This is a genomic window from Ancylobacter rudongensis (assembly GCF_900100155.1).
Taxonomy (GTDB): Bacteria; Pseudomonadota; Alphaproteobacteria; order Rhizobiales; family Xanthobacteraceae; genus Ancylobacter; species Ancylobacter rudongensis.
The window spans coordinates 217793-243392 of record NZ_FMTP01000003.1 but is presented as its reverse complement, the minus strand read 5'-3'; the positions used below and the strand labels follow the sequence as shown (position 1 = coordinate 243392).

Here is a 25600-nt window from a genome sequence, read left to right as displayed (position 1 = left end):
GCTCAGCTCTCCAGCGTGAAGGCGTCGGCGGCGTCCCAGCCGAGCGTCACCTTGCGGTCGGCGCTGGCGGGCAAAGCGCGCCCGCGCGACAGCTCGACCAGCATCACCTTGGCCCCGACCCGCACCTGGTACTGGATGCGCGAGCCGAGCGAATATTCGTTGTAAACGACGCCCTCCAGCCGGTTGTCGGCGCTCTCGCCGGGCCCGAGAATGCGCATGAATTCGGGGCGCACCACCACGAAGGCTTCCTTGAGATCGGCCCCGCTGCGGGGCGGCGCCAAGGTGAAGGTGCCGGGCACGTCGACGCCCTGCCAGGCGCCGTCCGGCCCGCGCGTGACCTTCAGCGTGTTCACCTCGCCGACGAATTCGCAGACGAAGCGGTCGACCGGGGCGCCGTAGATCTCTTCCGGCGTGCCGATCTGCACGATCCGCCCGGCGCGCATGACGCCGATGCGGTCCGACATCACCATCGCCTCCTCCAGCGAATGGGTGATGTAGATGAAGGTCTTGCCGGTCTCCCGGTGCAGGTCCTTCAGCTCCTTTTCCAGCGTCTTCTTCAGCTTGTAGTCGATGGCCGAGAGCGGCTCGTCGAAGAACAGCACCTCGGGGTCATAGGCCAGCGCCCGGGCGAGCGCGACACGCTGGCGCTCGCCGCCCGAGCACTTCATCACGTTCTTGTCGAAGTAGCTTTCCGGCAGCCGCACCACCCGCATCAGCTCCAGCGCCCGCGCCTTGCGGGCGGCCGGGTCGACGCCCTTCACCTTGAGCGGGAAGGCGATGTTCTCGCCGACGCTCTTGTGCGGAAACAAAGCGAGCGACTGGAACACCAGGCAGGTCGGCCGCTTGTTGGGCGGCACGTCGTTGATCAGCTGGCCGTGCAGGGTGATGTTGCCCTCGCTCGGCGTGTCCATGCCGGCGAGCATGCGCAAAAGCGTGGTCTTGCCCGAGCCGGAAGGGCCGACAATGGTGAGGAATTCGCCCTCGCGCACGTCGAGATCGATGTTCTCGACCGCGGTGAAGGCGCCGAAGGTCTTGCGGATGCCGACAAGCTGGAGGATCGGCTTCGGCAGTTCGGCGCTCTGCGGGGCGGCCGGCGAGGTCTGGAGCATCAGGTCTTCCGTCATGGGCCGGGGCGGGTGGTCACCGCCGATGGTGGGCCGAGGATATCGATCGTTCCGATCCGCCCCTCATCCCCGGGCTTGGCCCGGGGACCCAGATGTTCCCGCCGTCGCATGGCGTCGCCCCTGGGTGGCCGGGTCAAGCCCGGCCATGAGGGCAGGATGAGGTGACGGACTCAGGTCCTCTCCGCCTCACCCCCGCAGGCGCTTGGCGGCGTTCATCAGGTCGAGCGCCTTGTCGTAGTCCGGAACGATGTCGTACTCGGCTGAGCGGTCCATCTCTTCCTGCAGGCTGTCCCACTGGATCGCGTCCAGCTCGTCCTTGGTGAACAGGTCGAAGCAGGCCTTGTTGCCCATCTGCGCCACCGGGTTGAACGTGCCCTCGGCGAAGGCCACGGTGTGGGCGACGTCGGGCGCCTGCACATATTTCAGGAAGTCGAGCGCCAGCGGCGACAGGTTCGGGTTGTTCACCGTCGAGGTGATCTCGATCCAGGCGATGCCGCCCTTGCCGCCGGGCAGCGGGCCCCGGAGCGGGGTGATGCCGCGCAGGTTCGGGTGGCCGTCGGCGCGGGCGGGGGAAACCGAATAGGTGCCGCCGGTCATGTGCAGGTCGATCTCGCCCGAGATCAGCGCCTGGTTCATCGAGGCGATGTCGCCGATCAGCTTGGCGCCCTTGAAGACGCGCTTGGCGGTCTCCTCGAACTTGGTGAACTCCTCCGGCGTGTGCACCTTGAACGGGTCGATGCCGGCGATGATGAAGATGTTGAAGACGTTCCAGTCGTCGGATTCGAGAATGCCGTATTTGCCGGCGAGCGCGGGGTCGTTGAACAGGTCCCAGCCGGTGTCTTCCGCGGTCTTGCGGGAGATCTTGTCGGTATTGACCACGAAGCTGTAGGGCCCGAAGCGCTGGGCCATGCCGATCAGCTCGGAGCCATCTTCGCTCATCGCCCATTTATAGGGCCATTTGAACTCCGGCATCATCTTGGCGAAGAACGGCTCGAACTCGGCCTTGGGCAGCGGCTTGATCAGCTTCTCGGGCAGCATCACCTTGCGTGCCCAGGGATTGTTGACGTTGATCAGGTCCCAGGTGTTGATCTCGCCGGCGCGCAGCCGGTTGATCATGGTGGGGTCGTTGGTCAGGCTTTCCGCCTTCACCGTCGCCCCGGTCTGCGAGCGGAACGGGTCCAGCACCTGGGCGGAATTGTAGCCCTCCCAGCACAGGATGTTCAGCTCCTTCTCGCGCGCCGCGAACGCCTTGTTGGCGTTGAACAGCGGACCGGCGGCGGCGAGCGCGCCAAGGCCCGCTCCCATGCCCTGCAAGACCGACCTTCTCGAAATATGCGCCATCTCGAAGTCCCTCTGGATTGTTGGCGCGGAACCTTGGGCGGCCGCGCATTCGTTCGGCATCCGGCGTTGGGCGGATGTGGGAGACATGTTGGACTGTGTGTGATCCTAAACATCTGGATTTGGGCTTTACAACACTAAATTTGCGGCTCAACCTGATGAAAAGGAAGGCAGCCTGTTTTCACGGCATGCCGGCCGCCGGCGGTATGATTTGCCGGAAAACAAACTCCAGAACTCCATCGGGAACAGCCGCACCATGTTCATGTCGCTTCAAGGCAAGACCGTCATCGTCACCGGCGCCAGCAAGGGGATCGGGCGCGGCCTGGCGCTGCGCTTCGGCCAGGCCGGGCTCAACGTGCTGGTGGTCAGCCGCGCGCTCACTGAGGCCGAGAAGGTGGCGGCCGAAATCGGCCCCCACGCCTCCGCCTTCGCCGCCGACGTGACCAAGGCGGAGGACATGGCGGCGATGGCCGCGGCGGCGCTGGAGCGCTACGGCGCCATCGACGTGCTCTGCGCCAATGCCGGCATCTTCCCCGCCGCCAAGCTCGGCGAGATGACCGGGGACGATTTCGACCATGTCATCGGCACCAATCTCAAGGGCACCTTCCTCTCCGTCTCCGCCGTGCTGCCGGCGATGAAGGCGGCGAAGAAGGGCCGCATCATCCTCACCTCCTCCATCACCGGCCCGATCACCGGCTTTCCCGGCTGGACCCATTACGGCGCCTCCAAGGCCGGGCAGATGGGCTTCATGCGCACGGCGGCGATCGAGCTGGCGCCGTGGAACATCACCGTCAACGCCGTCATGCCGGGCAATATCCTGACCGAAGGCATGGAGGGCATGGGCGAGGCCTATATCGCCTCCACCGCCGCCTGCGTGCCGATGAAGAAGCTCGGCAGCGTGTTCGACATCGCCAATGCCGCGCTGTTCTTCGCCAGCGAGGAAGCCGGCTACATCACCGGCCAGGGCATGGTGATCGATGGCGGCCAGGTGCTGCCGGAATCGCCGATGGCGCTGGACGAGATGGGCACCGCCTGACCCTGCCGCGCGCTCAGAAGGTGGCGGCGAACATCAGCAGGAAGTCGTTCGCCGCCTGCGAGGCGAGCGGGAGGCCCTGCGTGCCGGGGCGGAAGCCGTCGGCCTCGTAGAGATTGTACTGATATTGCAGCGTCACCGTGAACGGCCCGACCGGCGTCCAGCTGAGATTGGCGCCAAGGTTCCAGTTGCCGATGCCGCTGGCGCCATAGGTGAGCCGCGCCAGCGGGTCGGCGATGTCGAACCGGCCATAGCCGGCGAAGAAGGCCGAGTTCCACTCGTCGTTCCAGTTGTGCAGGAACTGGCCGACCGCGCTCCAGCCCTCCACCTTTGACAGCGAGCCGTCGAGCCGCTGGAAGGCGTCAGGGGCGGAAAAGCGGCCACTCGGGTCGATCAGCCCGAGATAGGAAGTCGCCCCAAGGGCATAGGCCGCCTGGAGGTAGAGCGTGTCGCCCGGCCCGAGTGCCGGCAGGTTGACCATCACCCCGGCCTGAAGCGCGTAGCCCCACTCATTGGTCGAGGCGCCGATCCGCTCGCTCACCGGCGATTGCGCGATCTGGTGCAGCGCGCCCGAGAACTGGAAATTTCCCCAGTCGCCGCTCTGGCCGAAAGTGGCGACGATCTCTGGCCAGCCCGCCGCCCCTCCCGCCTCCGCCTCGTCATCAGCGACCACAGCGGCGCCGCATTCCACGACAGGCAGGATGCCATTGTCGCGGTTGGCCGATCCTTCCAGCGAGAGCTGGGCGAGGAACCCGTCCCGCAGGTGCCAGCTATAGCCGAGCACGGGCAGCTGGGTCTGGTCGCCGATGGTCGCCGGGTCGGTGCCCATCACATTGGCATTGGCGTAGAAGTCGAAGAAGGACTGGAGATAGCCGAAGGTGAAGCCGGCGAACTCGATATGCATGTCGTAGGGGTCGAAGTCGACGCCGTCCCGCACCCCCTCGCCCCAGGGGTCGGCGGTTCGCCAGATGATCCGCAGATCGGTGTAGGAGCGCAGCGTGCCGTATTCCGTGCGCGTGCGGGCATCCGTCACCAGCCCGAAGGTGGAGACCCAGTAGCTCCTCGCATTGGCGGCGGGATAGTCGGTGTAGCTGTTGGCATAGGTCTCGGCCCAGAGATAGCCGCCGAGCCGCAGGCAGGTGTCCGAGCCGGGTATGTAGGCGAAGCCCGGCCCTTCCGCCTTGCAGGCCTTCACATAAGGTGCGGAAGCCGGGCCCGGCGGCTGGGCCGCCTGCGCGTCCGGCGCCGTTGCCGCGAGCAAGGCCGCGACGAGTCCGGCCGCGCTTCCTGCCGCCGCGCCGCGCCCGCATGGAGCGGGCAGCGGCCCTCGTCGGCGCGAATGGCGCACATCCTCTGCGGCTTTTGCTGGTTCGCGGCGCATGAGCGGTTAAATATCAGCCTATTATTGCATTGATGAGGGCGTAATGGCCGATTCGCACTGTCTTTACCGCCATGGCTTCCTGCGCATCGGCACCGGCGTGCCGCGCGGGCGGGTGGCGGACCCCGCCTTCGCGCTGGCCGAACATCTGGCGCTGGCGCGTGAGGGCGCGGCGCGCGGCATCGGCGTGCTGCTGTTTCCCGAGCTGGGCCTGTCCTCCTATGCCATTGACGACCTGCTGTTCCAGGACGCGCTGCTGGACCGGGTGGAGGCGGCCATCGCCGAGCTCGTCGCCGCCTCGCGCGATCTGTTTCCGGTGCTGGTGGTCGGCGCGCCGCTGCGCCGGCAGGGGGCGCTCTACAACACAGCGGTGGTGATTCATCGCGGCGTCCTCCTCGGCGTGGTGCCCAAGAGCTACCCACCTAACTACCGCGAATTCTACGAGCGGCGCCACTTCGCGCCCGGCCTCGGCACCTCCGGGTGGATCGCGGTGGCGGGCGAGGACGCGCCGTTCGGCACCGATCTGCTGTTCCGGGCCGAGGGCGCGGTGCCCTTCACCTTCCATGTCGAGATCTGCGAAGACCTCTGGGTGCCGCTGCCGCCCTCCACGCGCGGCGCGCTGGCGGGGGCGGAAGTGCTGCTGAACCTCTCCGCCAGCAACATCACCATCGGCAAGGCGCGGCATCGCCGGCTGCTCTGCGCCAGCCATTCCGCCCGCTGCCTCGCCGCCTATGCCTATTCCGCCGCCGGACCGGGCGAATCCACCACCGATCTCGCCTGGGACGGGCAGGCGGCGATCTTCGAGAATGGCGACTGCCTCGGCGAGAGTGAGCGCTTCCCCGACGGGCCGACCCTGCTTGCCGCCGATATCGACCTGGAGCGCCTGCGGCAGGAGCGCATGCGCACCACCACCTTCGGCGAATGCATGCGCGAAGAGGGCGCGTGCGGAGAGGGCGCGGACGATTTCCGCAGGATCGGCTTCACCCTCGGCGCCCCGCCTGCGCCGGCGCCGCTGGAACGCCTGATCGAGCGCTTCCCCTATGTGCCTGATGACCCCGAGCGCCTCGCGGAAGACTGCTACGAGGCCTACAACATCCAGGTGCAGGGCCTCGCCCAGCGCCTCGCCTCGTCAGGCGTGCGGCGGGCGGTGATCGGCGTCTCCGGCGGGCTCGATTCGACCCAGGCGCTGCTGGTGGCGGTGCGGGCGATGGACCGGCTCGGCCGTCCGCGCAGCGATATTCTGGCCTACACGCTGCCGGGTTTCGCCACCTCCGACGCCACCCGCGCCAATGCGCGGGCGCTGATCGACACGCTCGGCGTCACCGGCGGCGAGATCGACATCCGCCCGGCGGCGCGGCAGATGCTGGCCGATCTCGGCCATCCCTTCGCCGGCGGCGAGCCGGTCTATGACGTGACCTTCGAGAATGTGCAGGCCGGGCTGCGCACCGACTACCTGTTCCGCCTCGCCAACCAGCAAGGCGGGCTGGTGGTCGGCACCGGCGATCTCTCCGAGCTGGGGCTGGGCTGGTGCACCTATGGCGTCGGCGACCACATGTCCCATTACAACGTCAACGCCTCGGTGCCGAAGACGCTGATCCAGCACCTCATCCGCTTCGTCGCCGCCTCGGGCGACGTCTCGGCCGAGACCGCGCGGGCGCTGGAGGCGGTGCTGGCGACGGAGATTTCGCCCGAGCTGGTGCCGGCGGAAGCGGGCGCCACCATCCAGTCGACCCAGCAGGTGGTCGGCCCCTATGCGCTGCAGGACTTCAACCTGTTCTACCTCACCCGCTACGGTTTCCGTCCCTCGCGCATCGCCTATCTCGCTTTGCAGGCCTGGGGCGATGCTGCGCGCGGCGCCTGGCCGGCGAACATTCCGGCCGAGGACCGCCGTGCCTATTCGCGGGCCGAGATCCGGCACTGGCTGAAGCTGTTCCTGAAGCGCTTCTTCGCCAACCAGTTCAAGCGCTCGGCACTGCCGAACGGGCCGAAGATCACCTCCGGCGGTTCGCTCTCGCCGCGCGGCGACTGGCGCGCGCCCTCCGATGCCAGCGCCCAGGTCTGGCTGGACGAGCTCGACGCCAATTTTCCCGACGAGGATTGAGCCGGTATTTGCCGCAGGCGAGAGAGCCGCGCGGCGATGCGCGCGTGAAGGAAACAGGCGTGAACGACGACATCTCCCCCCATCACAGCTACCGCCTGGCGGCGCTGGACCAGGATTTCATCCTCGGTGATTCCATGCGCGGCCTGCGCTTCCAGCTGGAATACGCCAAGCCGGAGGAAGAGCTGCGGCGCTGGCGCATCCGCTCCACCCTCGTGGTGTTCGGCTCGGCCCGGGTGCGGGAGAACGGTCCCGGCCGCCAGCCCTTCATCTATGAGCAGGCGCGGGCTTTCGGGCGCCTCGCCTCGCAGCGCGGCGGCGCGCTCGATGTGTCCGAGGGCGGCTACCGCGACAATGTCATCGCCACCGGCGGCGGTCCGGGGGTGATGGAGGCGGCCAATCGCGGCGCCTATGAGGTGGCGGCGCCCAGCATCGGCTTCAACATCTCGCTGCCGCACGAGCAGGTCCCCAACCCCTACACCACGCCGCAGCTGACCTTCCGCTTCCACTACTTCGCCATGCGCAAGATGCACCTGGCCATGCGCGCCAATGCGCTGGTGGTGTTTCCCGGCGGCTTCGGCACGTTGGACGAGCTGTTCGAGATCCTCAACCTGCAGATAACAGGCAAGGCGCCGCCGGTGGCCGTCGTGCTGTTCGACGAGGCCTATTGGCGCTCGGTGGTCAATTTCCAGGCGCTGATCGACGAGGGCATGGTGAGCGCGGGAGAAGTGGGTCTGATCCGCTTCGCCGACACAGCCGAGGACATCTGGACCCAGCTGGTGGCGGACGGGCTGAAGCGGCCCGCGCGCTGACGGCGCGGGTTTAGGTGCGTGCTCACGCGCGGGCGAAAATCCAGTCGGCGATGCGCGGCCACACCTGCCGGTGCGCCTGCCGCCCGGCGAGAATGGCGAGGTGCTGCAGCCCGACGCCGACCTCGGTGGGGTGCTCGATGATCTCGGTGCTGCCTTTCGCCATGCGGGCGAAGAACGGCGCCACCGCCGCGCGCGGGCCGATTTCGTCGGCGGCGTTCACCACCGCCAGCGCCGGCAGGCGCAGCGCCTCCGGCCCCAGAAGCCGCCCGCCCAGCTCCAGCCGGCCTTGGCTGAAGCGGTCCTCCCGGTAGAGCCAGTCCACCATTTCATGCACCAGCCGGCCGGCCAGCGGCACCTCGTCCAGTGCCCAGCGGGTGATGCGCAGATGCAGGTCGAGCGCCGCCGGATCGGTCAGGCTCAGCGCCCCGTCCAGCCAGCGGTTCCAGACGAAGGTGGCGGGCGCGAGCAGGGCGCAGGACTGCGCCAGCAGCCCGCCGGGCAGGATGCCGTCCTCGCCCGCGCGCGCGTCCTGCGCCGCCACGCTGTCGCGGAAGGCGCTGGAGCCGGGCGCGAAGCTCACCGGCGCGGCGAGCAGCACCAGCCCGCGAAAAAGCGCCGGCTCCAGCGCGGCCGCCAATGCCGCCAGCGTGCCGCCGAGCGAATGGCCGAGCACCACCGGCGCCCGCCCGCTCCGGTCCGCCACTTCGCGCGCGGCGTCGAGCAGGGCGAGGGCATAGTCCTCCAGCCCGTGCGGCGCGCCGCCTTCCACCGGCGGGCGCCACTCCGTGAGAAACACGTCCATGCCGCGATCGAGGCAGAAGCGCACCACGCTGAGCTCCGCCGTCAGGTCCCAGACATAGGGGCGCTTGATCGGGGCGGGGATCATCAGCACCGCCGGTCCCGCCGGAGCCGCCAGAGGCGCCGCCGACTGCCGGTAATGCCGCAGCCGCAGCAGCGGCGCCTCGGCGGCGATCTCATAGGGGTGTTCGGCAACGCCATAGCCGAGCAGGTCCAGCGTGCCGGCCTGCGTCTGGCGCCAGTTCTCCTGCGCGGCGCGCTGCGCTGCCTGCAGCGGGGCGAAAGGCTCGGGCAATGGCGCGCGTGGCGACATGGCGTCCTCCTCGGCCGCACGGGCGGACGCCCCTGTCGGCACCAAGGCCGAGCTTACCACGCGGCAACCCATCTTCCTTGATGCGGGTCAGTCGGCGGCGACCAGCACGGTCGTCAGCGGCAGCGGCGCCGGGCGCTCGAACCCGGTGTCGCCGGCCAGCACCCGCCCGGCAATGGCGATGCCGCGCCGCACCGCCGCCGGCAGCGGCGCGCCGGCCAGCCAGCCATCGATGAAGCCGGCGGCGAAGGCATCGCCCGCCCCGGTGGTGTCGCCCGGCACGGCGCGCGGCGGCACGGCGAGGCTCATCCGCCGCTGCGCCTCGCACAGTTCCACCGGCCCGGCCCCCTGCGTCAGCACCAGCGCCGCCAGCCCCTCGCCGCCGATCGCCCGCGCGTGGGCGAAGGCGTCCGTGCCGGCGAACAGCGCGTGGTCGGCGGCGGAGGCGATGAGCACCTGCGCCGGCCGTCGCTCCATGTGCTCCAGCGGCATCTGCGCCACCACCTGTGTGCGCGCGGCCAGCGCCTCCAGCACGCCGGGCGCGGTGCGGCGGACATTGATATAGGCGATGTCGGCCTCGATCGCCGGCAGGGCGGTGAGAAGGCGCGCCTCGGTCGTGGCCGGGGCGATGATGGTGCGCTCGCCCGTGGGGTCGACGAGAAGGTCCAGCGGCACGGTGGGCGCGTCGGTATCGCTCAGATAGCGCAGGTCGAAGCCCATCGCCTCCAGCCGGGCGCGGCAGGCGGCGCCGGCGGCGTCGGTGGAAAGCGTCGCTACAAGCGTCACCCGGTGGCCGAGCGCGAGGAGCGCCGCGCCGGTGTTGAAGCCGCCGCCGCCACAGCGCAGCGTCACCTCGCTGCGCGTCAGCCGCTCGCCGGCCCGCAGCGGGGCGGCGAGCCGCCAGATGCGGTCGACATTGACGCTTCCGGCCACCAGCACATGGCCCATATCTGTCTCCCGCACGGCCGGCGCGCCGTGTCCCGAGCGATAGGAGAGCGGCCCTGATTCGACAAGCCGGCACGCCAACCCGCCGCCCGCGGCCTCGACGCCGCCGGGCTTTGCCGGTACCTCTGAGGGCGCTCGCCGGCGAAGGTATAGGCAAAGCCCGGCGGATCGGTTCTGGCGGCAGGGAGAAACGTCCGATGAAGCTCGTTCGCTATGGAGAGATCGGGCATGAGCGCCCCGGCCTGATCGACGAGGCCGGCGTGCTGCGCGATCTGTCCTCGCTGGTGTCCGACATTGCCGGCAAGGTGCTGCTGCCGGAAAGCCTCGCACGCCTGCGCGCGGTCGACACGGAGGAGTTGCTGCCGGTGGAGGGCGCGCCGCGCCTCGGCGCCTGCGTCGGTCACGTCGGCAAATTCGTCTGCATCGGCCTCAACTACACCGACCACGCGCGCGAGGCCGGCCTGCCGATCCCCGAGGAGCCGGTGGTGTTCCTCAAGCCGACAAGCTGCATCGTCGGGCCGAACGACAATGTCGAGATCCCGCGCGGCGCGACCAAGACCGACTGGGAGGTCGAACTGGGCATCGTCATCGGCAAGCCGGCTAAATATATCACTGTGGAAGAGGCTTACGCCCATATCGCCGGCTATTGCGTCGTCAACGACGTGTCCGAGCGCGGCTTCCAGCTGGAGCGCGGCGGCACCTGGGACAAGGGCAAGGGCTGCGACACCTTCGGCCCCGTCGGCCCGTGGCTGGTGACGACGGACGAGATTCCCGACCCGCAGGCGCTGGACATGTGGCTGGAGGTGGACGGCGTGCGCCGCCAGTCGGGTTCCACCCGCACCATGATCTTCGACGTGCCGACCCTGGTCTCCTATGTCAGCCAGTTCATGAGCCTGCAGCCGGGCGACATCATCTCCACCGGCACGCCGCCGGGCGTCGGCCTCGGCATGAAACCGCCGGTCTATCTCACCCCCGGCCAGACCATGCGGCTCTCGGTGTCGGGCCTCGGCGTGCAGGAACAGCGTCTCGTCGCGGCCGGCTGAGCCTCGCGGGCTGGGCATCCAGCGCCAGGGCGGGTTTGCGGCAAATCAAGGCGCCGGCCCGCCCGGCGTGCTTGGCTTCACCCATTCACTTGTGCCAGCGGCCCATTCGGATGTGTCCGCTGCCGAAGTGGGAGGATGCCATGCAGGACGCCGCGCTTTATCGCCGCCTTCGGGACGCCGTGGATCACGCCGTCGATCAGGCTTGGGAGGGCGCCGAGGTCGATGTCGGCATCTGCCCGGACAAGGGAATCATCACCCTCACCGGCCGCGTCTCCTCGCGCGGCGTCCAGATCCTGATCGAGGACGCCGTCGGCCGCCTCGCCGGCGACTTCACCATCGTCAATCAGGTGAAGGTCGAGCCGCTGCTCTGCCACCGGGCCGTGCGGTTCCACTAGAGTGCGATCCGATCAGATTGAATCAATCTGATCGGCAAATCGCCCTCTAACTCCAGGAGAGAGAACGCGTTATCCGATCAGCTTGCGATGCAAACTGATCGGCGCGTGCTCTAAAGCGTCGGCGCGCCGGACATCGGACAGGCGGCCGCTGCCGGCTTTATCCCGCCTCCCGTCTTCACTATCCTGACATGGGTCCCGGAGAGGACCATGCGGGAGGCCTGAGCATGACTGACGCGCCCGAAACCGCTTCGCCCCCCTCGGGTGCGCCTCAAAGCTCCAATCGCTGGCGCCGTTTCGCCGAGTGGGACGCGCGGCCGCTGCGGCACGATCTGTTCGCGGCGGAAAATCCCGAGGCCGGCTTCTCGGTGTTCCACAGCCCCTATGACCCCGCGCCCTCGCTCAGCATCGAGGATGGCCAAGTCACGGTCATGGACGGCAAGGCGGCGGCCGATTTCGACATTCTCGACGCCTTCATCGCCGCCCATCACATCGACCCCGCCATGGCGGAGGTGGCGATGGCGATGGACCCGGGCGAGATCGCCCGCAAGCTGGTCGACATCAATGTGCCGCGCCATGAACTCGAAGCGCTGGCGCGCGGCCTCACCCCGGCGCGGCTCGCCGAAGTGGTGGGCCGGCTGTCGGCGCTGGAAATCGCTTTCGCCTACTCAAAAATGCGCCAGCGCCAGACCCCCGGCAATCAGGCGCATGTGACCAACGCCAAGGACGACCCGCTGCAGCTGGCCGCCGATGCCGCCGTCACCGTGGCGCTCGGCTTTGACGAGATCGAGACCACGATGCGGGTGGCCTCCAACAGCTGGGCCAATGCGCTGGCCTGCACGGTGGGGGCGGCGGTCGGGCGCGGCGGGGTGCTGTTCCAGTGCTCGATCGAGGAGGCGGAGGAGCTGCAGATCGGCCTCGCCGGGCTTTCCTCCTATGCCGAGACGGTGTCGGTCTATGGCACAGAGCGCGCCTTTATCGATGGCGACGACACGCCGTGGTCGAAGGCGCTGCTTACCGCCGCCTATGCCTCGCGCGGCATCAAGGCCCGCTGCACCTCGGGCGCGGCGGCGGAACTCTTGATGGGCTTTCACGAGCAGCGCTCGCTGCTCTATCTCGAAGCGCGCTGCCTGTGCCTGCAGCGGGCCATGGGCGTGCAGGGCACGCAGAATGGCGGCATTGACGGCGCCCCGCTCACCGCCTCCATGGCCGGCGGGGTACGCGAGCTGATGGCGGAAAACCTCATCGCCGTCTGGCTCGGGCTCGAATGCGCTTCCGGCAATGACTGCCGCACCAGCGAATCGGAAATCCGCGTCGGCGCCAAGATCACGCCCTATCTGCTGGCCGGCTCCGACCTCATCTGCTCGGGCTTCGGCTCGATCAAGAAATACGACAATTCGTTCAACCCCTCGCTGTTCAATGGCGAGGAGATCGAGGACTATCTGCTGCTCCAGCGCGATTTCCAGACCGATGGCGGCCTGACCCCGGTGGAGGAGGACCAGGTGCTGGGCCTGCGGGTGCGGGCGGTGGAGGCGCTGGGCGCGGTTATGGAAGAGCTGGGCCTCGGCACCGTGCCGCGGGCGCGGATGATGTCGGTAGTGTTCGCCTCCGGCTCGGAGGAGACGGTGAGCTACACCCCGGGCGAGGTGACGCCGATCAGCGCCGCCATCAAGGCGCGCGGCCTCACCGCCATCGATGTGGTGCGGGCGCTGGGCAAGCGCGGCTTCACCGAGGAGGCGGAAAATCTCCTGCTCATGCTGCGCCAGCGCATTTCCGGCGACTATCTGCAGACCTCCGCCCTGGTGCGCGACGGGCGGGTGATGAGCGCCATCAATGATCCCAATGATTATCGCGGCCCGGGCACCGGCTACCGCATGCCGGAGGAGCGCTGGCAGGCGGTGCAGGGCATCCGCAACGTGCTCACCCGCGAGCGGGTGCTGGCGGCGGAGAATGTCGTCGCTGGCGCCGGCGGCGCGGAGGTGGACTGGCTGGTGGCCGCCGGCCCGGCGCAGAAGGGCACGGGCCACCACGAGGTGGTGATCGGCGTCAGCCCCGCCTTCGCCCGCCAGCTGCACCAGACCACGGCCGGCCATGCGCTGGTCGATGTGGTGGCGGCGCTGGTCAGCGGCATCACGGCCGGGGGCGGCACGGCGCGGCTGGTGCGGATGCTGCACACCGCCGACACCTCCTTCCTCGGCCTCGCCGCCGCGCGGCTGTCGGGGTCCGGCTTCGGCATCGGCATCCAGGCCAAGGGCACCACCGTCTTGCACCAGGCCGACCGCATGCCGCACATGAACCTCGAACTGTTCTCCAACGCTCCCCTCACCGGGCTCGACCATTACCACGCGCTCGGCCGCAACGCCGCCCGCCACACCTTCGGCGAGACGCCCGAGCCGGTGGTGGTGCCCACCCATGGCGAAGCGCTCGGCGCCCGCTTCCATGTGCGGGTGGCGCTGCTCTACGCGATCGAGACCGGTCTCATCGATCCGATCGGCCACCCCATCGAACTGGCCTACCGCCCCGAAATGCGAGCGCCGGAGGCTGCGCAATGAGTGTAAAATCCGTCAGCGACCTCGACCTCTACCCCGTCGCCGAAAAGGCCCCGGAGCGGGTGAAGACCCCCACCGGCAAGCCGCTTTCCGCCCTCACATTGGAGGCGGTGCTCGCCGGCGAGATCGGCGCCGAGGACATCGCCATCACCCCTGAGGCCTTGATGTTGCAGGCGAAAATCGCCCGCGCCGCCGGGCGCGCGACGCTGGCGGAGAACTTCGAGCGCGCCGCCGATCTGGTGGGCGTGCCGCAGGAACTGATCCTCGACACCTATGAGCTGCTGCGCCCGGGCCGCGCCGGCAGCGCCCAGGAACTGCTCGACCGGGCGGCGCTTCTGCGCCGCGACTACGGCGCCGAACGGGTCGCCACCCTCATCGAGGAAGCCGCCGCCGTCTATACGAGGCGCGGCCTGTTCGTAAAGAGATACTGAGCCTTTTCAGAGGCTTAGCAGTGTCGATCAGGGTAGGGTGAGACGACGCACGGCATCGCGCCAGCCGGCGATCTTCGTCTCGCGGGTCTCCGCCGGCATGGTGGGATCGAAGCGGTGGTCGAGCCGCCAGGAATCGGCGAACCGCCCCGGTGCCGGCATGATGCCGGCCTGATAGCCGGCCAGATAGGCCGCGCCAAGCGCCGTCGTCTCGCGGATCACCGGCCGATCGACCGGCGCGGCGAGCAGATCGGCGAGCCGCTGCATGGCGAAATTCGAGGCCACCATGCCCCCATCGACCCGCAACACCGGCGTGCGATGGCCCGCCGCGCCCGAGCGCGCCCAGTCGGCATTCATCGCCGCGATCAGGTCGGCGGTCTGGTAGCAGACGCTCTCCAGCGCGGCGAGGCAGAACTCGGCCGGCCCGGAATTGCGGGTGAGGCCGAACATCGCCCCGCGTACATCGGGGTTCCAGTGCGGTGCGCCGAGGCCGACAAAGGCCGGCACCAGATAGACCTGCTGGGCTGGATCGGCCGATTCCGCCAGCGCTTCGCTCTCGGCCGAGTTTTTGATGATGCCGAGCCCGTCGCGCAGCCACTGCACCGCCGCGCCGGCCACGAAGATCGAGCCTTCCAGCGCATAGGTGCGCTTGCCGCCGAGCTGGTAGGCAATGGTGGTGAGCAGGCGGTTCTGCGACACGACCGCTGTCGGGCCGGTATTGAGCAGGGCAAAGCAGCCGGTGCCGTAGGTCGACTTGATCATGCCCGGCTGGAAGCAGGCCTGGCCGACGGTGGCGGCATGCTGGTCGCCGGCAATGCCGCCAATGGCAATGGCGCCACCGAAGAAGTGCGGCTGCGTGGTGCCGAAGTCGGCGGCGCAGTCCTTCACCTCCGGCAGCATGGAGCGCGGCACGCGCAGCAGGGCCAGCAGATCTTCGTCCCAGGCGCCGGTGTGGATGTTGAAAAGCAGCGTGCGGGCGGCGTTGGTGGCATCGGTGGCGTGAACCTGCCCGCCGGTGAGCTTCCACAGCAGCCAGCTGTCCACCGTGCCGAAGGCGAGTTCGCCGCGCTCGGCGCGGGCGCGGGCGCCCGGCACATGGTCGAGGATCCAGCCGATCTTGGTGCCGGAGAAATATGGGTCGAGGATCAGCCCGGTGCGTTCGCTGACCAGCGGCTCATGCCCATCGCCGCGCAGACGGGCGCAGAGATCCGCGGTGCGCCGGTCCTGCCAGACGATCGCGCGATGAATGGCGGCGCCGGTCTTGCGGTCCCACACCACGGTGGTCTCGCGCTGATTGGTGATGCCAATGGCAGCGATGTCGGCGGCCGTGAGGCCGGCCTGCTCCATCACGGCGCGGCAGGTGGCGAGAGTTGTCTGCCAGAGGTCTTCGGCCTCATGCTCGACCCAGCCCGACGCCGGGAAGTGCTGCGGGAATTCCTGCTGCGCCTGCGCCGCGATGGATGTGTCGGGCCGGAACAGGATGGCACGCGAAGACGTGGTGCCCTGGTCGATGGCGAGAAGATGGGTCGTCACGTGGCGCTCCGCGAAAAGGCGTCATCCCGGAAGGGTTTGCCCCTGTCCGGGATGAGTGTCCTGGTCGGGCGGGATGCCGTCGGGGGGACGGCATGACGGAGAAAGGTGGTCCCGGACGGCGGGGGCGTCCGGGACAAGGTGCCGGGGCGGAGTCCTGATGCCCCCCGGCGTGGAGTTCAACCGATCCGCGTCAGTTCTTTTTCGGCGGGGTGGCGGGCCAGGAGCCGATCAGCGTGTCATAGTCGATGGTCTCGCCCTGCGGCTTCTCGTTGGCGAGCTTGGGCTGCGGCGCGAGATTGCCGGATTCCTTGGCGAGCTTGACCCAGTATTCCATCGGCTGCTTGGCGTTCAGCTTCGGGCCGCAGTCGCCCTGCACGCCCGAACGCTCCAGCCGCTCCATCACCGATTCCTGCGCGAGCGCCAGCGAGTCCATCGCCGCCTGCGGGGTCTTGGCGCCGGAGGAGGCGTCACCGATCGCCTGCCACCAGAGCTGGGCAAGCTTGGGGTAGTCCGGCACGTTGGCGCCGGTGGGCGACCACTGCACGCGGGCCGGCGAGCGGTAGAACTCGATCAGGCCGCCGAGCTGGGGCGCGCGCTCGGTGAAGCTCTTGTCCCAGATGTCGCTCTCGCGGATGAAGGTGAGGCCGACATGGCTCTTCTTCAGCGAAACGGTCTTGGAGGTGACGAACTGGGCGTAGAGCCAGGCCGCCTTGCGGCGATCGACCGGGGTCGACTTCAGCAGGGTCCAGGAACCGACGTCCTGGTAGCCGAGCTTCATGCCGTCCTTCCAATAGGCACCCTTGGGGCTCGGAGCCATGCGCCATTTCGGCGTGCCGTCGGCGTTCATGACCGGCAGGCCGGGCTTCACCATGTCGGCGGTGAAGGCGGTGTACCAGAACATCTGCTGGGCGATGTTGCCCTGCGCCGGCACCGGGCCGGCCTCGGAGAAGGTCATGCCGGCGGCCTGCGGCGGCGTGTACTTCTTTAGCCACTCGATATACTTGGCGATGGAGTAGACGGCGGCGGGGCCGTTGGTGTCGCCGCCGCGCTCGACGGTCGAGCCGGTGGGGCGGCAGCCTTCCATGCGGATGCCCCATTCGTCGACCGGCTTGCCGTTGGGCAGGCCGCGATCGCCATTGCCGGCCATGGAGAGCCAGGCATCGGTGAAGCGCCAGCCGAGCGAGGGGTCCTTCTTGCCGTAGTCCATGTTGCCATAGACCTTGACGCCGTCGATCTCCTTGACGTCATTGGTGAAGAACTCGGCGATGTCCTCATAGGCCGACCAGTTCACCGGCACGCCGAGCTCGTAGCCGTACTTGGCCTTGAACTTGGCCTTGATGTCCGGGTTGGTGAACCAGTCATAGCGGAACCAGTACAGGTTCGCGAACTGCTGGTCGGGCAGCTGGTAGAGCTTGCCGTCCGGCGCCGTGGTGAAGGACAGGCCGATGAAGTCCGGCAGGTCGAGCGAGGGCGAGGTGACGTCCTTGCCTTCGCCGGCCATCCAGTCGGTCAGCGGCACGGCCTGCTTGTAGCGGAAATGGGTGCCGATGAGGTCGGAATCGTTCACCCACGCATCGTAGATGTTCTTGCCCGACTGCATCTGGGTCTGGATCTTCTCGACCACGTCACCTTCCTGGATGAGGTCGTGGGTGAGCTTGATCCCGGTGATCTCGGAGAACGCCTTGGCGAGGACCTTGGCCTCGTATTCATGCGTGGTGATGGTCTCGGAGACGACGTTGATCTCCATGCCCTTGAACGGTTCGGCAGCCTTGATGAACCATTCCATCTCCCGCATCTGCTCGTCCTTGGAGAGCGTGGAGGGCTGGAATTCGCTGTCGATCCACTTCTTGGCGGCAGCCTCGTCCGCGCGGACGGGCGCGGCGAAGGCGATCAGCGCCATGGCGCTGGCAGCCAGCAGAAGCCGGCCTCGGCTCTTAGACGGCAACATGGGTCTTTCCTCCCGTTTTCTTCCCAGAATTCCGCGGCTTGCTGCCGCTTAGGCGAATTCACACGAGGCGGAACACCGCCAGCGCGTAGACAAGGCAGAGCGCGAGCGCCCAGCCGAGATTGGGTCCCACCAGCGCGAGCCAGGCGAGATTGATGAAGGCACTGCCGAGCAGCGTGATGAACAGCCGGTCGCCCCGCGTGGTGGGAATGCCGAGCATGCCCACCCGGGCACGCTCGGGCTTCCACAGCGCCAGCACGGTGAAGATGGCGAGCAGGCTGGCGATGACGGCGAAGAATGCCGCCGTCGGCCAGGTCCACGCCATCCAGGCGGTGTTCTCGGCGAGGGTTTCGAGGAACGGGGCGGGGGCGTTTTCCATGGCGTCCTCCCTCACACCCGCCCGAGGGCGAAGCCCTTGGCGATGTAGTTGCGCACGAACCAGATCACCAGCGCGCCGGGAATGATGGTGAGCACGCCAGCCGCGGCGAGCAGGCCCCAGTCCATGCCGGCGGCGGAGACGGTGCGCGTCATCGTCACCGCGATCGGCTTGGCATTGGTGGCGGTGAGGGTGCGGGCTAGCAACAACTCCACCCAGGAGAACATGAAGCAGAAAAAGGCGGCGACGCCGATGCCGCTCGCGATCAGCGGCATGAAGATCTTGATGAAGAAACGCGGGAAGGAATAGCCGTCGATCGCCGCCGTCTCATCGATCTCGCGCGGCACGCCGGACATGAAACCTTCCAGGATCCAGACGGCGAGGGGCACGTTGAACAAGCAGTGCGCCAGCGCCACGGCCCAGGGCGTGTCGAACAAGCCGATGGCCGAGTATAGGTTGAAGAAGGGCAGGGCGAACACCGCCGGCGGCGCCATGCGGTTGGACAGCAGCCAGAAGAACAGGTGCTTCTCGCCGACGAAACTGTAGCGCGAGAAGGCATAGGCCGCCGGCAGCGCCAGCGTGATCGAGATGATGGTGTTCAGCGCCACGTAGGTCAGCGAATTGATGTAGCCCGAGTACCAGCTCGAATCGGTGAAGATCTTGATGTAGTGCTCGAAGGTGATCTCGTTCGGCCACAGCGAGACGGTTGTATTGATCTCAAAATTGGTCTTCAGGCTCATATTGACGAGCCAGTAGATCGGCAGGATCAGGAACGCCAGATACAGCGCCATGACGAAGGTGCCGGCGCGCGAGGAGGGTTGCACGTGCGAACTCATGCCGGGTTCTCCTCCTGCCGGCGCTCGGTGCCGGCATGGGTCATCACGGTATAGAAGACCCAGCACAGCGCCAGCACGATGAGATTGTAGACCAGGCTCATCGCCGCAGCCTTGCCGAGGTCGAACTGGCCCAGCGCGATCTTTACGAGGTCGATGGAAAGGAAGGTGGTGGCGTTGCCGGGGCCGCCGCCCGTGAGCACGAAGGGCTCGGTGTAGATCATGAAGCTGTCCATGAAGCGCAGCAGCACGGCGATCAGGAGCACACGCTTCATCTTCGGCAGCTGGATGGTGGTGAAGATCGCCCAGCGCGAGGCGCCGTCGATGCGGGCAGCCTGGTAATAGGCGTCGGGAATGGACTTCAGGCCGGCATAGCACAGCAGCGCGACGAGGCTGGTCCAGTGCCAGACATCCATCACCACGATGGTGATCCAGGCCGCCAGCGGGTCGCCTGTATAGTTGTAATCGATGCCGAGCGCGTTGATGGCCCAGCCGCCGAGGCCGATATCGGCGCGGGCGAAGACCTGCCAGATAGTGCCCACCACATTCCAAGGGATCAGCAGCGGCAGCGCCATGATGACCAGCGTCGCGGCGACCTTCCAGCCCTCGCGCGGCATGGATAGAGCAACCAAGATGCCGAGCGGCACCTCGATGGCGAGGATGATGGCGGAGAATAAAAGGTTGCGCCACAGCGCGTCCAGGAAGCGCCCGCCCAGCTCGGTCGAGGGATCGAGCAGTTCCTGGAACCAGCCGAGCCCGTTCCAGAAGAACTGGTTGTTGCCGAAGGTATCCTGAACTGAATAGTTCACCACCGTCATGATCGGCAGGATGGCCGAGAACGCGACAATGAGAAAAACCGGGGCGACCAGCAGCCAGGCGGCATTGTTGACGGGCTTGTCCATCACGCGACTCCCTCGCGGCCGGCGGCTTCGCCAGGCACCAGCACGCCATCGGCATAGATGTGGATTTGCCGAGGATCGAGGGTGAGGCCGGCGCTGTCGCCGTCCAGCGACAAGTCCTCCGGCACCATGGCGGCGGCAGGGTTACCTGAAATCTCGATGCGGGCGATGCGAGCGCGCCCGATGTCCTCGATGCGCGTCACCTTCACCGGCAGGCCTGTTCCGGGCGCCGCCAGGGTGGCGAATTCGGGCCGCACGCCGAGTTCGATCCGCTCGCCAGTCGGACGGGCGGCATAGCCGTGATCGAGCGCGATGGCGACATCGCCCACATGCGCCGTGCGGCCCGCAACTCGCGCCGGGAGTACGTTCATGCCCGGCGAGCCGATGAAATGGCCGACGAAGGTGTGGGCCGGGCGCTCGAACAGCTCTTCCGGCGTGCCGGTCTGCACCACGGCACCGTCATGCATCACCACTACCGTATCGGCGAAGGTCAGCGCCTCAGTCTGGTCGTGCGTCACATAGATCATGGTCAGGTCGAGCGCGCGATGCAGTTCCTTCAATGAGGAGCGCAACTGCCATTTTAGATGCGGGTCGATGACGGTCAGCGGCTCGTCGAACAGGATGGCGGCGACATCCTCGCGCACCAGTCCGCGCCCCAGCGAGATCTTCTGCTTGGCGTCGGCGGTGAGGTTGGAGGCTTTGCGGTCGAGCACCGAGCTCAGATCAAGCCGGCTGGCGATCTCCTCGACGCGGCGGGCGATCGCCTCGCGCGGCATCTTCCGGTTCTTCAGCGGGAAGGCGAGATTTTCGCGCACGGTCATCGTGTCGTAGACGACCGGGAACTGGAACACCTGCGCGATGTTGCGCGCCTCGGTCGGCAGGCGCGTCACGTCGCGATCATCAAACAGTATGCGGCCACGCGTCGGGATAACGAGGCCGGATATGATGTTCAGCAGGGTGGTCTTGCCGCAGCCGGAAGGACCGAGCAGCGCATAGGCGCCGCCCTGCCGCCAGACATGGTTGATTTCCTTGAGCGCATAATCCTGCGGACCGCGCGGATCGGGCCGGTAGGCATGGGCGAGACCGTCGAGGGTGATGCTGGCCATGATGCTCTCCCTCAGGCGGCCGCGGCGTCGCGGGCGGGCGCGATGGCCTGTCCGTCGGCACCGAACAGCAGGATGTGGCGGGGGTCGATCAGCACCTCCACCGGCGCATCGGGCTCCAGACGCCGCACGCCGGCAACCAGAGCGGTGAGGCGCTCTTGGCCCATATCCATATGGAGGAAGCTCTCCGAGCCGGTGACTTCGGTGACCGCTATGGTGGCGCCAAGCCGGATGAGGCCATTGCCGGTCATGCGCTCGGCAGTGGCGATATCCTCCACCTCCAGATGGTGAGCGCGCACGCCGATCGTGTAGACACCGTTCGGCACCTGCGCGAGGGGGCCGCTTGCCGGCAGCACGGTGCCGTTTTCCATCAGCACCGTATGGCCCTGCTTGGTCACGCGCAGCGCGTTGAGCGGCGGATCGGAGAACACCCGTGCGGTGGCGAGGTTGGCTGGCCGGCGATAGACCTCGGCGGTCGGGCCGAACTGCGTCACGGCACCCTCCAGTAGCGTGGCAGTGTGGCCACCCAGCAGCAGGGCCTCGGTCGGCTCGGTGGTGGCATAGACGAACACGGCGCCGGTGGAGGCGAAGATGCGGGGCAGTTCTTCCCGCAGTTCCTCGCGCAGCTTGTAGTCGAGATTGGCCAGCGGCTCGTCGAGCAGGACGAGATCGGCACGCTTAACCAACGCGCGCGCGATGGCGGTGCGCTGCTGCTGGCCGCCCGACAGTGCCAGCGGGGTACGCTGCAGGTAGGGTTCGAGCTTCAGTAGCTTCGCCGCGCTGATAACGCGCGCCTCGATCTCCGCCCGCGGCAGTCCGACCACGCGCAGCGGCGAGGCGATGTTCTCATACACGGTCAGCGAGGGGTAGTTGATGAACTGCTGGTAGACCATGGCGACGCTGCGCTTCTTCACCGAAAGGCCGGTGACGTCGCGTCCCTCCATCCGCACGCGGCCGGAGGTGGGGGCATCGAGCCCGGCCATCAGCCGCATGAGGCTGGTCTTGCCGGCAAGGGTGGCGCCGAGCAGAACGTTGAGGCTGCCACGCTCCAACTGCAGCGAAACATCCTTTATGAAGGGCACGCCGCGCACGCGGAGCGAGACGTGATCGAGTTCGAGCGTCATTGCGCAACTCCCCGCAGCGAGGCCGGCGATGCGCCATGCAGAGCGCTCTCTGCCATGAAGGCGTCGAGCGCGGCGGTCTCCTCGGGAGAGAAGCGCAGGCCGAGCTTGGAACGCCGCCATAGTACATCCTCGGCGGTGCGGGCCCACTCCTCGCGCATCAGATAGCGCACTTCCGCCTCGGTCAGGTCGGCGCCGAACACCCGGCCGAGATCATGCGAAGAGCGGGTGCCGTCGAGGATACGCATGGCGCGCGTGCCGTAGGCAACGACCAGGCGCCTGGCGAGATGCTCGTCGAGCCAAGGATGGGCACGCAGCAGCTGGGAGACCACGCGCGGCTGGTCGTGCACGCCGAAATCGCCGCCCGGCAGCGGCGCGGTGCCGGTCCACGACGTTTTGGAGGCGCGGGGCAGGAAGGGCGCGAGCTTCTGCATCGCGTGTTCGGCCAGGCGGCGATAGGTGGTGATCTTACCGCCGAACACCGACAGCACGGGCACGCGCCCGTCCTGCTCGTCCAGTTCGAGCACGTAGTCGCGGGTGGCTTCCTGCGCCTTGGAGGCACCGTCGTCATAAAGCGGGCGCACGCCGGAATAGGTCCACACCACGTCACCCGGCGTCACCGGCTGGCGGAAATACTCGCTGGCGGCGGCACAGAGATAGGCGATCTCCTCCTCGCTCGCCACCGGCGGGCTCGGTGTGCGGCCGAAGTCGCGGTCTGTGGTGCCGATCAGGGTGAAATCCTGCTCATAGGGAATGGCGAAGATTATGCGGCCGTCTGCGTTCTGGAAGATGTAGGCGCGGTCATGCTCATAAAGCCGGGGCACGACGATATGGCTGCCCTGTACGAGGCGGACATTGGCGGGCGAGTTGGCGCGCAGCACATGCGCCAGCACCTCGTGCACCCAGGGGCCGGCGGCGTTCACCAGCACGCGCGCATTGACGACGCGGCGCATGCCGTCTTCCTCGAACTCGACGCGCCAGAACTCGGCCTCGCGGCTTGCCGAGATCACGCGTGTGCCGCGCCGGATGTCGGCGCCGCGCTCAGCCGCATCGAGAGCGTTCAGCACCACGAGGCGGCTGTCCTCGACCCAGCAGTCGGAATATTCGAACGCCCTCCGATAGCCTTCGCGCAGCGGCCGGCCGGCGGGGTCGCGGGTCAGGTCAAGCGAGCGGGTGGCCGGCAGAAGCTTCCGCCCGCCGAGATGATCATAGAGGAACAGGCCGAGGCGCAGCAGCCATGCGGGGCGCAGGCCCGCATGGTGCGGCAGCACGAAGCGCAGCGGGCGGATGATGTGCGGGGCGATGGCCCACAGCACTTCGCGCTCGGCCAGGGCCTCATGGACGAGGCGGAACTCGTATTGTTCGAGATAGCGCAGGCCGCCATGAATCAGCTTGGTCGAGGCTGAGGAGGTGGCGCCGGCGAAATCGCCCTTTTCCAGCAGCACGACCGACACGCCACGGCCGGCGGCGTCGCGGGCGATACCGCATCCATTCACGCCCCCGCCAATGATCGCAAGGTCGTAGATCTCGTCCAAGGTACGAGCGTTCAAGGCGCCTCTCCCGGTGCGCTGCTTTAGGTCAGCAGCGCTTTCGTTTTTATCTTCATATCGACGCTATACGAAAGTATTTTTGGTCGCAAGGGCGCAAAATCGAAAGAAGCGAACCTTCGTTTAGGTGCATTGCAGCAAATCTGGGGCGTTTCTGGCATGCCAGCGGCCCTACTCCCGCTGGGCCATCGCGACCCACTGCGGGCGGCGGCAGGGCCGGCATCCTTGCCCTCCATTCAACCCCGTTGGGGCGCGCTTTCCGAAAGAGGATGCGCGACCTGCCTGCAGGCCTGTGGCGATGGCTCCGGTGGTTCCGACGCACCGCTGCACTGCAGCAACGAATTGCTCTTGTCATGTTGAGCAAATCGAGCAAAGCTAAACATAAAGCTAAATCGTGCCGGCGCGCATTGCGCCAGTGTGAGCCATGAAAGGGGCAGAAAGCCCCTTCGTTCTCTGGGAGGAGAGCATGCTGAAGCAGTGGATACCCCTTCTTGGGGCGACGGCCGTTTGCGCATTGATGTCCGCGCCACAGGCGGCGAAGGCCGAACAGCTTACCCTGTGCTGGGCGGCCTGGGACCCGGCCAATGCGCTGGTCGAACTCTCCAAGGATTTCACCACCAAGACCGGCATCGACATGAAGTTCGAGTTCGTCCCGTGGACGAGCTATGCCGACCGCTTCCTCAACGAGCTCAATTCGCGCGGCAAGCTGTGCGACCTGATCATCGGCGACAGCCAGTGGGTCGGCGGTGCGGCCGAGAACGGCCATTATGTGAAGCTGAACGACTTCTTCGCCAAGGAAGGCATCTCGATGGATGACTTCGTTCCGGCGACCGTCGTCGGCTATTCCGAATGGCCGAAGAATACGCCCAACTACTGGGCGCTGCCGGCCATGGGCGACGTGGTCGGCTGGACCTACCGCAAGGACTGGTTCGAGCGCCCCGAGATCCAGAAGGAGTTCAAGGCCAAGTATGGCTGGGACCTCGCCGCGCCCAAGACCTACGACCAGCTCAAGCAGATTGCCGAATTCTTCCAGAAGCGCGAGATCGACGGCAAGACCGTTTACGGCGCCTCCATCTACACCGAGCGCGGCTCGGAAGGCATCACCATGGGCGTGACCAACGTCCTCTATGACTGGGGCTTCATGTATGAGAACCCCAAAAAGCCCTACGATATGCAGGGTTATGTGAACTCGCCGGACGCGGTGAAGGGCCTCGAATTCTACAAGTCCCTCTATGATTGCTGCACCCCGCCGGGCGCCTCCAACGTCTACATGGTGGAATCGGCTGACGCCTTCAAATCCGGGCAGGTGGCGATGCAGATGAACTTCGCCTTCACCTGGCCGGGCCTCTACAAGGACGAGAAGGTGGGCGGCGACCGCATCGGCTTCTTCCCCAACCCGGCGGAGAAGTACCATTTCGCCCAGCTGGGCGGGCAGGGCATCTCGGTCGTGTCCTATTCCGACAAGCGCGACGCGGCACTGCAGTACATCAAGTGGTTCGCCCAGCCGGATGTGCAGGCCAAGTGGTGGCAGTTCGGCGGCTATTCCTGCCTGAAGGCGGTGGTCGACGCGCCGGACTTCAAGACCAGCCAGCCCTATGCGCCCGCCTTCCTCGAATCCATGGCGATCGTGAAGGATTTCTGGGCAGAGCCCTCCTATGCCGAGCTTCTCCAGGCGATGCAGAAGCGGGTGCATGACTATGTCGTCGCCGGCAAGGGCACGGCGAAAGAAGCACTCGACGGTCTGGAGAAGGACTGGACCGAGATCTTCGAGGAAGACGGCAAGATCTGAGATCGCGACCATGTGATCCTCTCCCGTCCGGGAGAGGGGCCCGCCAAGCGGGTCGGTGAGCGGGTGATCCGCGCGTTGAGCGCCCCTCGCCCCATCCTCTCCCCGGCGGGGAGAGGGAGTAGGCTCCGCTTCCTCCCGCGGGCGATCCGGCTCATCCCGAGACCCACCGGATCGCCCCTTTTCCGCCGACGCCAGCGAGGGCGCGC

The 25600-nt window shown here is 67.3% G+C and carries 21 protein-coding genes; 8 read left to right on the top strand and 13 right to left on the bottom strand.

Translation table 11 applies throughout. The annotated features are described in order from the left end of the window. Window positions 1-2: 2 nt before the first annotated feature. Both BLO63_RS09285 and BLO63_RS09280 read right to left on the bottom strand, forming a co-directional pair. Window positions 3-1109 (bottom strand): ABC transporter ATP-binding protein, encoded by a 1107-nt coding sequence (locus BLO63_RS09285; RefSeq protein ID WP_091439446.1) that lies wholly within the window; start codon window positions 1107-1109, stop codon window positions 3-5. Window positions 1110-1310: 201 nt separating this feature from the next. Then, the gene (locus BLO63_RS09280) at window positions 1311-2465 is read right to left on the bottom strand and encodes an ABC transporter substrate-binding protein (protein ID WP_091439442.1); all 1155 of its coding nucleotides are present in this window, start codon (window positions 2463-2465) and stop codon (window positions 1311-1313) included. 253 nt (window positions 2466-2718) lie between these two features. Here BLO63_RS09280 and fabG point away from each other — a divergent pair, with 253 nt between their 5' ends. Then, window positions 2719-3498, top strand: a complete 780-nt coding sequence (gene fabG, locus BLO63_RS09275) for a 3-oxoacyl-ACP reductase FabG (protein WP_091439438.1) — start codon at window positions 2719-2721, stop codon at window positions 3496-3498. Between the two features lie 13 nt (window positions 3499-3511). On the opposite strand, the gene BLO63_RS09270 is transcribed toward fabG, so the two are convergent. After that, entirely contained in the window at window positions 3512-4756 is a 1245-nt protein-coding gene (locus BLO63_RS09270; protein WP_244517780.1) for a porin, read from the bottom strand. Between the two features lie 163 nt (window positions 4757-4919). On the opposite strand from BLO63_RS09270, the gene BLO63_RS09265 reads away from it, so the two are divergent. Both BLO63_RS09265 and BLO63_RS09260 read left to right on the top strand, forming a co-directional pair. Next, window positions 4920-6974 (top strand): NAD(+) synthase, encoded by a 2055-nt coding sequence (locus BLO63_RS09265; protein WP_091439431.1) that lies wholly within the window; start codon window positions 4920-4922, stop codon window positions 6972-6974. A gap of 59 nt (window positions 6975-7033) precedes the next feature. Next, window positions 7034-7783, top strand: coding sequence for an LOG family protein (locus tag BLO63_RS09260; protein WP_244517779.1), 750 nt, complete (start codon window positions 7034-7036; stop codon window positions 7781-7783). Between the two features lie 22 nt (window positions 7784-7805). Here BLO63_RS09260 and BLO63_RS09255 read toward each other — a convergent pair whose 3' ends face one another. Beyond that, the gene (locus tag BLO63_RS09255) at window positions 7806-8894 is read right to left on the bottom strand and encodes an alpha/beta fold hydrolase (protein WP_091439428.1); all 1089 of its coding nucleotides are present in this window, start codon (window positions 8892-8894) and stop codon (window positions 7806-7808) included. Between the two features lie 87 nt (window positions 8895-8981). Continuing rightward, entirely contained in the window at window positions 8982-9839 is an 858-nt protein-coding gene (locus tag BLO63_RS09250; RefSeq protein WP_091439424.1) for a carbohydrate kinase family protein, read from the bottom strand. A 194-nt stretch (window positions 9840-10033) separates the two neighbouring features. Here BLO63_RS09250 and BLO63_RS09245 point away from each other — a divergent pair, with 194 nt between their 5' ends. The 4 genes from BLO63_RS09245 (at window position 10034) to BLO63_RS09230 (ending at window position 14251) form a co-directional block, all read left to right on the top strand. Beyond that, entirely contained in the window at window positions 10034-10879 is an 846-nt protein-coding gene (locus BLO63_RS09245; RefSeq protein ID WP_091439421.1) for a fumarylacetoacetate hydrolase family protein, read from the top strand. Between the two features lie 140 nt (window positions 10880-11019). Beyond that, window positions 11020-11274, top strand: coding sequence for a BON domain-containing protein (locus BLO63_RS09240; protein ID WP_091439418.1), 255 nt, complete (start codon window positions 11020-11022; stop codon window positions 11272-11274). Window positions 11275-11498: 224 nt separating this feature from the next. Next, entirely contained in the window at window positions 11499-13823 is a 2325-nt protein-coding gene (locus BLO63_RS09235) for a propanediol/glycerol family dehydratase large subunit (protein WP_091439415.1), read from the top strand. Continuing rightward, window positions 13820-14251: a diol dehydratase small subunit gene (locus BLO63_RS09230; RefSeq protein ID WP_091439413.1), complete on the top strand. Its 432-nt coding sequence runs from the start codon at window positions 13820-13822 to the stop codon at window positions 14249-14251. The genes BLO63_RS09235 and BLO63_RS09230 overlap by 4 nt, the downstream gene beginning before the upstream one ends. Window positions 14252-14278: 27 nt before the next feature. Here BLO63_RS09230 and glpK read toward each other — a convergent pair whose 3' ends face one another. The 8 genes from glpK to BLO63_RS09190 form a co-directional block, all read right to left on the bottom strand. Next, a complete protein-coding gene (glpK, locus tag BLO63_RS09225) occupies window positions 14279-15781 on the bottom strand; it encodes a glycerol kinase GlpK (protein ID WP_091439410.1) in 1503 nt (500 codons plus the stop codon). A gap of 190 nt (window positions 15782-15971) precedes the next feature. Then, complete coding sequence (locus BLO63_RS09220) at window positions 15972-17729, bottom strand: ABC transporter substrate-binding protein (RefSeq protein ID WP_091439408.1); 1758 nt, start codon at window positions 17727-17729, stop codon at window positions 15972-15974. A 58-nt stretch (window positions 17730-17787) separates the two neighbouring features. Continuing rightward, on the bottom strand, window positions 17788-18105 hold the full coding sequence (locus BLO63_RS09215) for a DUF2160 domain-containing protein (RefSeq protein WP_091439406.1): 318 nt from the start codon (window positions 18103-18105) through the stop codon (window positions 17788-17790). A gap of 11 nt (window positions 18106-18116) precedes the next feature. Continuing rightward, window positions 18117-18938, bottom strand: a complete 822-nt coding sequence (locus BLO63_RS09210; RefSeq protein WP_018388773.1) for a carbohydrate ABC transporter permease — start codon at window positions 18936-18938, stop codon at window positions 18117-18119. After that, window positions 18935-19837 carry a carbohydrate ABC transporter permease gene (locus BLO63_RS09205; RefSeq protein ID WP_091439403.1) on the bottom strand — a complete coding sequence of 301 codons (903 nt, stop codon included), beginning with the start codon at window positions 19835-19837 and terminating at the stop codon, window positions 18935-18937. Before BLO63_RS09205 ends, BLO63_RS09210 begins: the two co-directional genes overlap by 4 nt. Continuing rightward, on the bottom strand, window positions 19837-20940 hold the full coding sequence (locus BLO63_RS09200; protein ID WP_091439400.1) for an ABC transporter ATP-binding protein: 1104 nt from the start codon (window positions 20938-20940) through the stop codon (window positions 19837-19839). Before BLO63_RS09200 ends, BLO63_RS09205 begins: the two co-directional genes overlap by 1 nt. A gap of 11 nt (window positions 20941-20951) precedes the next feature. After that, window positions 20952-22061, bottom strand: a complete 1110-nt coding sequence (locus BLO63_RS09195) for an ABC transporter ATP-binding protein (protein ID WP_091439397.1) — start codon at window positions 22059-22061, stop codon at window positions 20952-20954. Continuing rightward, window positions 22058-23593, bottom strand: coding sequence for a glycerol-3-phosphate dehydrogenase (locus BLO63_RS09190; RefSeq protein WP_091439394.1), 1536 nt, complete (start codon window positions 23591-23593; stop codon window positions 22058-22060). The genes BLO63_RS09195 and BLO63_RS09190 overlap by 4 nt, the downstream gene beginning before the upstream one ends. Window positions 23594-24071: 478 nt before the next feature. Here BLO63_RS09190 and BLO63_RS09185 point away from each other — a divergent pair, with 478 nt between their 5' ends. Further along, window positions 24072-25394: an ABC transporter substrate-binding protein gene (locus BLO63_RS09185; protein WP_091439391.1), complete on the top strand. Its 1323-nt coding sequence runs from the start codon at window positions 24072-24074 to the stop codon at window positions 25392-25394. Window positions 25395-25600 lie beyond the last annotated feature (206 nt).